The organism is Streptomyces sp. NPDC052301, assembly GCF_044593395.1.
Lineage (GTDB): Bacteria > Actinomycetota > Actinomycetes > Streptomycetales > Streptomycetaceae > Streptomyces.
On record NZ_JBIUBE010000014.1, the window covers coordinates 19835 to 31841 of the forward strand.

The 12007-nt window shown below is 70.2% G+C and carries 10 protein-coding genes; 8 read left to right on the top strand and 2 right to left on the bottom strand.

Annotation, left to right across the window (positions count from 1 at the left end):
• Nucleotides 1-100: 100 nt before the first annotated feature.
• The 5 genes from ACIHEJ_RS31515 to cseC all read left to right on the top strand — a co-directional run bounded on the left by ACIHEJ_RS31515 (nt 101) and on the right by cseC (nt 4561).
• Nucleotides 101-976 (top strand): A/G-specific adenine glycosylase, encoded by an 876-nt coding sequence (locus tag ACIHEJ_RS31515; protein ID WP_400140510.1) that lies wholly within the window; start codon nt 101-103, stop codon nt 974-976.
• Between the two features lie 279 nt (nt 977-1255).
• Nucleotides 1256-1795 carry a SigE family RNA polymerase sigma factor gene (locus ACIHEJ_RS31520; protein WP_055703482.1) on the top strand — a complete coding sequence of 180 codons (540 nt, stop codon included), beginning with the start codon at nt 1256-1258 and terminating at the stop codon, nt 1793-1795.
• Nucleotides 1783-2430 (top strand): hypothetical protein, encoded by a 648-nt coding sequence (locus tag ACIHEJ_RS31525; protein WP_400140512.1) that lies wholly within the window; start codon nt 1783-1785, stop codon nt 2428-2430. The genes ACIHEJ_RS31520 and ACIHEJ_RS31525 overlap by 13 nt, the downstream gene beginning before the upstream one ends.
• A 56-nt stretch (nt 2431-2486) precedes the next feature.
• Entirely contained in the window at nt 2487-3191 is a 705-nt protein-coding gene (gene cseB / locus ACIHEJ_RS31530) for a two-component system response regulator CseB (RefSeq protein ID WP_400140514.1), read from the top strand.
• An 11-nt stretch (nt 3192-3202) separates the two neighbouring features.
• Nucleotides 3203-4561: a two-component system sensor histidine kinase CseC gene (gene cseC, locus ACIHEJ_RS31535; RefSeq protein WP_400140516.1), complete on the top strand. Its 1359-nt coding sequence runs from the start codon at nt 3203-3205 to the stop codon at nt 4559-4561.
• Between the two features lie 221 nt (nt 4562-4782).
• On the opposite strand, the gene ACIHEJ_RS31540 is transcribed toward cseC, so the two are convergent.
• A complete protein-coding gene (locus tag ACIHEJ_RS31540; RefSeq protein WP_400140517.1) occupies nt 4783-6366 on the bottom strand; it encodes an MDR family MFS transporter in 1584 nt (527 codons plus the stop codon).
• A 121-nt stretch (nt 6367-6487) separates the two neighbouring features.
• Here ACIHEJ_RS31540 and ACIHEJ_RS31545 point away from each other — a divergent pair, with 121 nt between their 5' ends.
• Nucleotides 6488-7084: a TetR/AcrR family transcriptional regulator gene (locus tag ACIHEJ_RS31545; protein ID WP_400140519.1), complete on the top strand. Its 597-nt coding sequence runs from the start codon at nt 6488-6490 to the stop codon at nt 7082-7084.
• Nucleotide 7085: 1 nt separating this feature from the next.
• Here the strand turns inward: ACIHEJ_RS31545 and ACIHEJ_RS31550 are convergent, their stop codons facing one another.
• Nucleotides 7086-7637 carry a M23 family metallopeptidase gene (locus ACIHEJ_RS31550; RefSeq protein ID WP_400140521.1) on the bottom strand — a complete coding sequence of 184 codons (552 nt, stop codon included), beginning with the start codon at nt 7635-7637 and terminating at the stop codon, nt 7086-7088.
• 594 nt (nt 7638-8231) lie between these two features.
• Here ACIHEJ_RS31550 and ACIHEJ_RS31555 point away from each other — a divergent pair.
• Entirely contained in the window at nt 8232-8873 is a 642-nt protein-coding gene (locus ACIHEJ_RS31555; RefSeq protein ID WP_400140523.1) for an HAD family acid phosphatase, read from the top strand.
• Between the two features lie 84 nt (nt 8874-8957).
• On the top strand, nt 8958-12005 hold the full coding sequence (locus ACIHEJ_RS31560; RefSeq protein WP_400140525.1) for an NACHT domain-containing protein: 3048 nt from the start codon (nt 8958-8960) through the stop codon (nt 12003-12005).
• Nucleotides 12006-12007 lie beyond the last annotated feature (2 nt).

Sequence of the window (12007 nt, forward strand, 5' to 3'; positions counted from 1 at the left end):
GCAACTGCCGTCACACCCGCGGTTCTTCACGGTTCACCACGTTCGGTGACCGCGCCGTCACGCACGCTGCCCGTCAACCCGTGGCAGGATCGGAAAGGCCATGACTGAGAAGCTCCACACCCCCGTGATCGCCTGGTTCGACGCCCACGCCCGCGACCTCCCCTGGCGCCGCCCGGAGGCGGGTCCCTGGGGGGTGATGGTCAGCGAGTTCATGCTCCAGCAGACTCCGGTCAGCCGGGTGCTGCCCGTCTACGAGCAGTGGCTGTCCCGCTGGCCCCGCCCCGCCGACCTGGCGAAGGAGGCACCGGGCGAGGCGGTGCGCGCCTGGGGCCGGCTCGGCTATCCGCGCCGCGCCCTGCGGCTGCACGGGGCGGCCGCCGCCATAACGGAGCGGCACGGCGGGGACGTGCCCACCGACCACGCCCAGCTGCTCGCGCTGCCGGGCATCGGCGAGTACACGGCCGCGGCGGTGGCCTCGTTCGCGTACGGGCAGCGGCATCCGGTGCTGGACACGAACGTGCGCCGGGTCTTCGCGCGGGCGGTGAGCGGGGTGCAGTACCCGCCGAACGCGACCACGGCCGCCGAGCGGCGGCTCGCGCGGGAGCTGCTGCCGGAGGACGAGGGGACCGCCGCCCGCTGGGCCGCCGCCTCCATGGAGCTGGGCGCGCTGGTGTGCACGGCGAAGAACGAGGGATGCCCGCGGTGTCCGATCGCCGCGCAGTGCGCCTGGCGGCTCGCGGGCAAGCCGGAGCACCAGGGGCCGCCGCGGCGCGGGCAGACGTACGCCGGTACGGACCGGCAGGTGCGCGGCAAGCTGCTCGCCGTGCTGCGCGAGGCGCACGCACCGGTGCCGCAGGCGGTGCTGGACCGGGTGTGGCACGAGCCGGTGCAGCGCGCCCGCGCGCTCGACGGGCTCGTCACGGACGGTCTCGTGGAGCCGCTGCCCGACGGGCTGTACCGGCTGCCGCTGAGCTGACGGACAGCCAAGTCACAGGCGATCGGCCTTCGTTACGGAGCGATCAGCCCGACAAACCATCCCGGAAAGGGATATATCAACCACCTCCTCTACCCCGTTCCGACTTCCGTTACACAACCGACGGATAGCCGATTGCTAGCCGCAGGCTGGTCCGCACAGCCCCGTGACAACCGCTCCGTAACTTTCTGTCCGTGCCCGACAGACCACGGGACACGAACACGGGGACAGCAGGACTTCGGGCGAGAAGCCGGAGTGAACGGGGAACGGAGGCGGTTGATCATGGCGCAGGGTGAGGTGCTCGAGTTCGAGGAGTACGTCCGCACCCGGCAGGACGCGCTGCTGCGCAGCGCGCGCCGGCTGGTTCCGGACCCGGTCGACGCCCAGGACCTGCTGCAGACCGCGCTGGTGCGGACGTACGGCCGCTGGGAAGGCATCGCCGACAAGCGGCTCGCCGACGCCTACCTGCGCCGCGTGATGATCAACACCCGGACCGAGTGGTGGCGGGCGCGCAAGCTCGAGGAGGTCCCGACCGAGCAGCTGCCGGACGCGTCCGTGGAGGACTCCACCGAGCAGCACGCCGACCGTGCCCTGCTGATGGACGTCATGAAGGTGCTCGCTCCGAAGCAGCGCAGTGTCGTGGTGCTGCGACACTGGGAGCAGATGTCCACAGAGGAGACGGCCGCGGCCCTCGGTATGTCGGCCGGTACGGTCAAGAGCACGCTGCACCGGGCGCTCGCCCGGCTCCGTGAGGAGCTGGAGGCCCGCGATCTGGACGCACGCGCGCTGGAGCGTGAGGAGCGGGAGCGTTGCGCGGCCTGACGGGGGCAGGACCCGACCGGGTCCGAACCACTTCACAGGCGGTGATCACGGCGGGTGCCGTGCTCGCCGCCATCGCCCTTTTCGTCGCCGCGTGCGGCACGGGAGGCACCGGCACCCGGGACGAGGGCCCGGCACACGCGTCGGCGGTCGCGGGAGCCCTCGTTTCCCCCACGCCGAGCGCGGCACGCGGCTACAAACGGGTGGATGCGGCCGCGCTGATCAAGCGGGACCCGGCGGTCTCCGTGACGGTGAAGCGGGAACTGAAGCCGTGCGACGGCGGCGACTATCCGGTCAACCTCTCCTACGGCGATCTGACCCACGGATCGGTCAACGACCTCCTCGTCAACGTGACGACCTGCAGCGACGGTGTGGGCATCGCCGCGTACGTGTACCGGGACGTTTCCGGCACGTACAAGAACGTCTTCGGGGCGGAGGAGGCACCGATCTACGGGGAGATCGACGGCACCAACCTGACCGTGACCAAGCAGGTGTACGACACGGACGACACGATGTCGAACCCTTCCCGCGAGACCGTGATCACGTACAGCTGGAAGGCAGGCCGGTTCACCGAGGCGAACAGACACGACAACTACTACAGCAAGACCGGCGGCGACGAGACGTCCGCGGACAACTGACCCACGCCGTTCGACCGACCCCCCACGAGCACACCACGAGGACTGAGAGCACCGGGATGGCAGACCAGACCCACGTCCTGTTCGTCGAGGACGACGACGTCATCCGTGAGGCCACACAACTCGCCCTGGAGCGGGACGGCTTCGCGGTCACCGCCATGCCCGACGGACTGTCGGGCCTGGAGGCGTTCCGGGCGAACCGTCCCGACATCGCCCTGCTGGACGTCATGGTCCCGGGGCTGGACGGGGTCAGCCTGTGCCGTCGCATCCGGGACGAGTCGACCGTTCCGGTGATCATGCTGTCGGCGCGCGCCGACTCCATCGACGTCGTGCTCGGCCTGGAGGCGGGCGCCGACGACTACGTGACCAAGCCGTTCGACGGTGCCGTCCTGGTCGCCCGGATCCGCGCGGTGCTGCGCCGCTTCGGGCACGCGAGTGGCAACGGGCACACCGAGAGCAGCGTGGACGAGGTGACCGGCGGGGTACTGAGCTTCGGGGAACTGGAGATCGACACCGACGGCATGGAGGTGCGGCGGGCCGGGCAGCCGGTGGCGCTCACCCCGACCGAGATGCGACTGCTGCTGGAGTTCTCCTCCGCGCCGGGCACCGTGCTCTCGCGCGACAAGCTGCTGGAGCGCGTCTGGGACTACGGCTGGGGCGGGGACACCCGGGTCGTGGACGTGCATGTGCAGCGGCTGCGCCAGAAGATCGGCCAGGACCGGATCGAGACGGTCCGCGGCTTCGGCTACAAGTTGAAGGCCTGAGCGGGGCGGAGATGCGGGGGTTCCTTCGGCGACCGGTGCGGCGCATGGAGCGGGTGGGCCTGCGGACCGGCCTCAGATGGAAGTTGAGCGCGGCGATCGCGCTGGTGGCCGGGCTGGTGGCGGTGGCGCTCAGCCTGGTCGTGCACAACGCGGCCCGGGTCTCGATGCTGGACAACGCGCGCGACCTGGCCAACGAGCGCGTGCAGCTCGCCCAGGGCTTCTACGACCGATACCGGCATCCGAACTTCCCCGACATCAAGGTCGACGATCCCCGGCTGCCGCCCGCCCTGCGCAAGAAGGTCGAGGGCGGCCGCCGGGTCAGTGACGTCTCCGACCACGGCGGCGGGCCGCCGGACATCTGGGCGGCCGTGCCGGCGAAGGACGGGCGGGTGCTGTCGCTGCACAGTCACTTCCCCGACCGTTCGGCGGACGTGCTGAACGACCTCGACCAGGCCCTGGTCATCGGTTCCATCGCGGTGGTGCTGGGGGGCAGCGCACTCGGCGTGCTGATCGGCGGACAGCTGTCCGGGCGGCTGCGCAAGGCCGCCGCCGCCGCGAACCAGGTCGCCAAGGGCGAGACCGACGTCCGGGTGCGGAAGGCCATCGGCGGGGTCGTACGGGACGAGACCGACGATCTCGCGCGCGCGGTGGACGCCATGGCGGACGCGCTGCAGCAGCGGCTGGAGGCCGAGCGGCGGGTGACCGCCGACATCGCGCACGAGCTGCGCACCCCGGTGACCGGTCTGCTGACGGCCGCCGAGCTGCTGCCGCCCGGCCGCCCCACGGAACTGGTCCTGGACCGGGCGAAGGCGATGCGCACGCTCGTCGAGGACGTGCTGGAGGTGGCCCGCCTGGACGGGGCGTCGGAGCGGGCCGAGCTGCAGGACATCATGCTCGGCGAGTTCGTCGCCCGGCGCGTGGCCGTGAAGGATCCGGACGTCGTCGTGCGGGTGGTGCACGAGTCGGAGGTCACCACCGATCCACGGCGCCTGGAGCGGGTGCTGTTCAACCTGCTCGCCAACGCCGCCCGGCACGGCAGACCGCCGGTCGAGGTCACCGTCGAGGGCCGGGTCATCCGGGTCCGCGACCACGGCCCCGGTTTCCCGGAGGAACTCCTGGCGGACGGCCCGAGCCGCTTCCGCACCGGCAGCAAGGACCGCGCAGGCAAGGGCCACGGCCTGGGCCTGACCATCGCCGCCGGCCAGGCCCGCGTCCTCGGGGCCCGCCTGACCTTCCGCAACATCCGTCCCGCCGGAACCCCCGCCCACCTTCCGGCGGAGGGCGCGGTGGCGGTCCTGTGGCTCCCGGAACACGCCCCGACGAGCACGGGGAGCTACCCGACGCTGCCGGTGTCGGGCGGCGGGGGCTGAGGGGCTGCGGGCAGGAGCCTGGCCGCTGATGAGGCGAAGACCCCCGGGGCGGACACCGACCGGGGGTCTTCGATTCAGTTACGGCTCTCGGCCACGGCCCGGACTGCCCGTCCGGCTGCGGCCGCGGCTCAGACGGCGTCGATCACGGGAGCGGGACCCCCGTCATCTCAGTTACGGCTCTCGGCCACGGCCCGGACTGCCCGTCCGGCTGCGGCCGCGGCTCAGACGGCGTCGATCACGGGAGCGGGACCCCCGTCGTCGCCGCCCTTCGCGGCGGCCTGCGCCCCGCCGCGCAGCGGCACCTCCTTGACGAACAGCGCCGCGACCAGCACCAGCACCGCGATCACCGCGCCGAGCAGGAACGCCGAGTGGGTGCCGGCGGACACCGCGTACTGGTACGCCTCCCGGATCGGCGCCGGCAGCTTCGCCAGGCTCTTCGCGTCCAGCGCCGCCGACTTCTCGGTCATGTGCCTGCCCGCCGCACCGGCGCGCTCCGCCATCACGTGCTGCACGCGGTGGTTGAACAGCGCGCCCATCACGGCCACACCGAAGGAGGAGCCGAGCGTACGGAACAGGGTCGAGGACGAGGAGGCCACGCCCATGTCCTTCATCTCCACGCTGTTCTGCGCCACCAGCATGGTGATCTGCATCAGGCAGCCCATGCCGAGGCCCAGCACGGCCATGTAGACGCCGGAGGTGACCCGGGTCGTCCCGGTGTCCATCAGCGACAGCAGGTAGAGGCCGACGATCATCAGCGCGCCGCCGACGATCGGGAACGCCTTGTAGCGGCCGCTGCTGGTGGTGATCCGCCCGGCGACCATCGAGGTCACGAGCATCGCGCCGAGCATCGGCAGCAGCAGGAGCCCGGAGTTGGTGGCGGAGGCGCCCTGCACCGACTGCTGGTACAGCGGCAGGTAGAGCGTGGCGCCGAACATCACGAAGCCGGTGATGAAGCCGATGACCGACATCAGGGTGAAGTTGCGGCTGCGGAACATGTGCAGCGGCAGCACCGGCTCGACGGCCTTGGTCTGCCACCACACGAACGCGATCAGCGAGACGACGCCGAGGGCGATCAGCTCCATGATCCGCGCGGAGGTCCAGGCGTACTCGCTGCCGCCCCACGTGGTGACCAGCACGATCGCCGTGATGCCCACGGTCAGCAGGACGACACCCAGGTAGTCGATGCGTGCCTGGGCCCGCTTCTTCGGCAGGTGCAGCACGGCGGAGACCAGCACGAGCGCGACCGCGCCGAGCGGCAGGTTGATGTAGAAGGACCAGCGCCAGCCCCAGTTGTCGGTGATCGTGCCGCCGACCAGCGGGCCGCCGATCATCGCCAGCGCCATGACGCCGGCCATCATGCCCGTGTACTTGCCGCGCTCCCGCGGCGGGATCAGGTCGCCGATGATCGCCATGACGCCGACCATCAGACCGCCGGCTCCGAGACCCTGCACGGCACGGAAGCCGATGAGCTGGCCCATGTTCTGGGCCATGCCGCTCAGCGCGGAGCCGACCAGGAAGATCACGATGGAGCTGAGGAAGGCGCCCTTGCGCCCGTACATGTCACCGACCTTGCCCCAGACCGGGGTCGAGGCCGCGGTCGCCAGGGTGTAGCCGGTGACCACCCAGGACAGGTGCTCCAGGCCGCCCAAGTCGCCCACGATCGTCGGCATCGCGGTGCCCACGATCATGTTGTCGAGCATCGCGAGCATCATCGCGATCATGAGCGCGAGCAGTACCACCCGTACGCTCTTGGGCTGTTTGGTCTCCGCCGCGGTCTCTGCGGCGCGTTCGATCGTGTCCGCCATCTTTCCACTCCCCCTGCGGCACTACTTACTTGCCGCCCGGCTAGTTCACTACACTGGGAAGGTAGACCTGTCACTAGCCGGGCGTCAAGTAAGTTTCCGCGGGAGCGCGAGGAGTACGAGGATGGGCGTCACCATGGACGGCACCAAGCACCAGCGCCGCGGCAACACCCGCCAGCGCATCCAGGACGTGGCGCTCGAACTCTTCGCGGAGCAGGGATACGAGAAGACCTCCCTGCGGGAGATCGCCGAGCGGCTCGACGTCACCAAAGCGGCCCTGTATTACCACTTCAAGACGAAGGAAGAGATCATCGTCAGCCTCTTCGAGGACCTGACGAAGCCGATCGAGGACCTGATCGAGTGGGGCCGGCAGCAGCCGCCGACACTGGAGACCAAGCAGGAGATCGTACGGCGCTACAGCGCGGCCCTCGACGGCGCGGAGCCGCTGTTCCGCTTCATGCAGGAGAACCAGGCGACGGTGCGCGAACTGCGCATCGGCGACACCTTCAAGGACCGCATGCGCGGCCTGCGGGACATCCTCATCGACCCGGAGGCCGACCTCGTGGACCAGGTCCGGTGCATCAGCGCGATGTTCACGCTGCACGCGGGCATGTTCGTGATGCAGGACCTGGAAGGCGACTCCGAGAAGAAGCGCAAGGCCGTTCTCGAAGTCGCCGTGGACCTCGTCACACAGGCGCACAAGGGCGCCCACCTGGACTAGGTCAGACCTTCACACCCTTGCTCACCAGGAAAGCGACGGGGTTGACAGCGGAGCCGTAGTTCGGGGTCGTACGGATCTCGAAGTGCAGGTGCGGGCCGGTGGTGTTGCCGGTGTTGCCGGACAGGGCTATGTGCTGACCGGTCTTGACGGCCTGGCCGACCTTCACGTCGATCCTGGACAGGTGGGCGTACTGCGAGTACTGGCCGTCGGCGTGCTTGATGACGATGGCGTTGCCGTACGCCGGGCCGTCGCCGCCGCCGTTGGGGCCGGCCTTGACGACGGTGCCGTCGTGCGCCGCCATGACGTTGGTGCCCACCGGGACGGCGAAGTCCTGGCCACTGTGCCGGTGCATCCAGTGGCTGCCGCCCTGGTCGAAGCTGGCGGTGAGCGTGTACGACTTCACCGGGTCGACCCAGGACGCGGCCGACGGGGCGGCGGCGTTCGCGACCCCGGTACCCACCACGGCCGTGGCGCCGAGACCGGCGGCCAGAACGGCCACGCGGGTACGGAGCGAGGACGTACGGGAAGAGCGGGACGTGACGCGCTGGAACATTCGAGACCTCATGGGTTCGGAGACAGAACGACCACCTGGCGCACTGACATTCACTTCGCCGGTGGGGCCATTCATTGGTAACCCGACTTCCCAGGTCGGCACAAAGGGCCCTATCTACGCCGCCTCATAGTAGATATTGGCAAAACGCCCACTTCTTGACACACGGGACATCCGACACGGATAGGCTGACCTGCCAGTTTCAGGGGTCGCTTCTAAAGAATGTCCATTTTGCCCATTTTATGGCATCACTATGCGCCTTCGTACGGGCCATATCCCTTGTGTGCCACATCACCGACATCCAGGCGCTCCGGTCGGCCAATGTGACCCAGACCTCTTGGCATCACCCCGGCATATGTGACCCAGACCTCTCGAATCCCCCGGGCAAATATGAATCAGTCACCGGAAATCCGACATCGAGGTGACCCAGGTCTCTCGCATTCCCCCGGAGAAATGTGACGCAGACCCCTAGGCGCCTACCGATCGGTAACCTTACGGTTCCTCTCGCGCCACCCTCACCTCAGATCATGCTCCTGACATTCAGGCACGTGTACGGACGCGACCAGCCCGTGTACGGACGTGAGAGGACCCCCACCGATGACCAGACGCCCCTGGGCGCGCCGCATGTCCGCAACCGCCGTCTCCGTGGCCGCCCTGGCCGCGATGGCCGCCCCGGCCCAGGCGGCGACCACGGCGGAATCCTCCGCCACGGCCACCTCGGCCACCTCGGCCACCTCGGCCACGAAGGTCGACTACGCCACCTGGCAGAAGGACTGCCAGTCGGTGATGGACCAGGCCCTGCCGTACCTGAAGGACCGCATCGCCGCCGCCCGGCCCGGTGAGAAGCAGGCGATCGTCTTCGACATCGACAACACCACGCTGGAGACCGACTTCGGCTTCACCTACCCCCAGCCGGCCAACAAGCCCGTCCTGAACGTCGCGAAGTACGCCCAGGAGCACGGCGTCTCGCTCTTCTTCGTCACGGCCCGCCCCGGCATCATCTACCTGCCCACCGAGTACAACCTCGAGCACGACGGCTACGACGTCTCCGGCCTCTACGTCCGCGGTCTGTTCGACCTCTTCAAGGACGTCGCCGCCTACAAGACCGCCCAGCGCGCCGACATCGAGGGCAAGGGCTACACGATCATCGCGAACATCGGCAACAGTGCGACGGACCTGTCCGGCGGGCACGCCGAGAAGACGTTCAAACTGCCTGACTACAACGGGCAGTTGTCCTGACTCCCGGCGGAGATCTCCGGCGGGGGTCTCCGCGTTAGGCTCCATCCGCAGGCCTGAGCGGGCACGACCACGGGGGTGGGGCGGATGGAGCCGACGGTACTGGGCAGCAAGCTGGCGTCCGGCGTGATCGGACCGCTGGTACGGAAGCTCTTCGTCCAGGACGGGCCGGGCGCGGGGCTGGTCGACAAGCCGGTGCGGCTGTCCGCGCTCGTCTCCTTCCGGGGGGAGCAGCGGACGCTGGGCGAGAAGGAGGTCCGCAAGCTCGCGGGCCGCCTGGTCACGGAGGCCATGGCCTCCCCCGGCGAACGGCCGTTCCCGCCCGACGAGGAGACCGCCGTCACCGACACCCTGGCCGCCCGGCTGCTCGCCCTGGGCGACCTGGACATGGACGACGTCCAGGCCGTACGCCTCGGCAGCCACGAACTCGCCCAGCGGCTGCACCGCCACGCCCCGCCCCCCGACGGACTGTCCGGCGACGCCTGCGTCTTCCTCGACTCCGCGACGCAGTGGGCGTGCCTGCACATCCTGGAGTTCTTCAGCCGCCGGTCCACCTTCGTGGCACGGACCCTGGTGGAGCAGACCCGGACCCAGCGCGACCTGATCGCCAAGGTCGACGAGCTGATCGCCCGCATCCCGCGCCCCGACGCCCGCGACACCGCCTTCGAACGCCGCTACCGGCCCCACCTCGCGCAGCAGCACAACCACATCACCATCTACGGCATCGACCTGCGCGACTCCCCCGACCGCTGGCCCCTGGAAGTGGCCTATCTGAGCCTGGAGGCGACGGGGGCCGAGGAACCCGTGCCGGACGCGGTACCCGGCGAACGCCCCGTGAACGCACCTGGCCGCCTGCCGGCCGAGGAGGCGTTGCGCACCGACTCCCGCGTCCTGCTGCGCGGCGACGCCGGCTCCGGCAAGACCACCCTGGTGCAGTGGCTGGCGGTCACGGCGGCCCGCGACGCCGACCGCATCCCGTACGTCCTGCCGCTGCGCACCCTGATCCGTACGGGCCCGCTGCCCTCGCCCGCCGACTTCCTCAAGGCGGTCGGCTGCCCGCTGACCCCTCCGGAGGGCTGGGCCGAGCGGGTGCTGACGGCGGGCCGGGGCCTGGTCCTGGTGGACGGCCTGGACGAGATCCCGTCCGCCGACCGCCACCGCACCCGCGACTGGCTGCGTGCGCTGCTCGCCGCCTACCCCGGCAACGCATGGCTGCTGACCTCCCGCCCGACCGCCGTACGCCCCGACTGGCTGGCCCAGGAGGGCTTCCGGGAACTGACCCTGGCCCCGATGCGCCGCTCCGAGGTCACCACGTTCGTACGGCGCTGGCACGAGGCGGCCCGAGCACCCGAGTACGAGGGCCCGCTCCTGGACTCCCTGCGCACCAAGCGCGACCTGGCCCGCCTGGCCACCAACCCCCTGATGTGCGGCCTGATCTGCGCCCTGCACCGCGAACGCCGGGGCTACCTCCCCACCGGCCGCAAGGAGCTGTACGACGCCGCCCTGGCGATGCTGCTGGCCCGCCGGGACCGGGAGCGGGGGATGACGATCGAGCTGAGTGAGGAGGCCCAGCTGGAGCTGCTGCAGCGGCTGGCGTACGCGCTGGTGCTGAGCGGGCGGACGGAGATGGACCTGGAGACCGCAGAGGGGCTCGTGGAGCGCTCACTGCCGGCGGTGGCCTCGGCCGCGGGACAGGGCGACGCGGCGACGGTGCTGCGCGTCCTGCTGCTGCGCAGCGGCCTGCTGCGCCAGCCGGCCGAAGGGGTCCTGGACTTCGTCCACCGCACCTTCCAGGACTACCTGGGCGCGCGCCACGCCGTCGAGGAAGGCCACCTCGACGTCCTCATCGGCCACGCCGACGACACCCAGTGGGAGGACGTCATCCGCATGGCGGTGGCCCACGCCCGGCCCCGGGAACGGGCCTCCCTGCTGCGGCAACTGCTGAAGCGGGGCACCGATCGGCACGCCCTGCTCGCGGTGGCCTGCCTGGAGCACGCGACGGCCCTGGACCCGAAGGTGCGGGACGACGTGCAGTTCTGGGCGGCTACGCTGATCCCTCCTCGTACGACGAAGCAGGCGCGTGGTGTGGCCGAAGCCGGGCCGCTGGTGCTGGAACTGCTGCCGGGGCCGGAGGGGCTGACGGACGAAGAGGCCCGGAACGTCACGGTCACTGCCTCGCTCCTGGGCGCCGAGGAACCGGAAGGGGCGCTGGCCGTTCTGCGCCGGTTCCGGGGGCATGCGGACCTCGGCGTACGCCGCCAACTCGTCGGAACATGGGGCCGGTTCGACACGGAGCAGTACGCGACCGAGGTGCTGGATCACCTGGACCGGACGAACCTCCTGCTGACCTGCGAGTCGGCCGAACAGCTCGGGGCCCTGGCCCGGATGCGCCACTGGCCCCAGCTCTCCCTCCACGGCCCGCACCGGACCGAGGACGTCCTGGCCGCCGTGCCGACGCCGGAAGCGGTGACCGCGATCGACTTGCGCAACAACCCCCATCTCACGGACCTGGGAGCCCTGACGCCCTTCAGCTCGCTCGATCAGCTGTGGCTGGACGACTGTCCCGCCGCCAAGGGCCTTGCGAGCCTTTCCGTGTTGCCCCTTCGGGGTCTCGCCTTCGGTGGGATCGCAGAGGCGGCCGGCCTGCGGTCCCTGCGGTCGCTCATCCGCCTCACTCTGGACCAGAAACTGCCCGGCACCGCACTCACCGACTGCCTGCCGGTCGACGCGGACCTGGAGTTCCTGTTCGTGGGCCGCGACAGCATCGAGGGCACCGGGCTGCGCGGGCTGCAGCACTGGACCGGACTGCAGACCCTCAGCCTGGGGCCGCTGACCACGGAACTGACCGCTGCCGATTGGCAGGCCGTCACCCAACTGCCCCGCTTGACCCGCCTGTACGTGAACGCGCGGATCCTCCGGCAGTTCCCGCACTCCGTCGAGCTGATGCCGGAACTGCCGGGTGTGGAGATGCTGAGAGTCGTCTCCATGCAGGGGAGCGAGGACCTCTCCCCCCTGGTGCCCCGGCTGCCAGGACTCCGTTCGGTGATCCTGCAGAACCGCTCCGGCCACACCATCCCGGCCCCGCGTCTGCGCAGGCTCTTCCCCGATCTGGACGTCACCGTCGAACAGCACTGAGA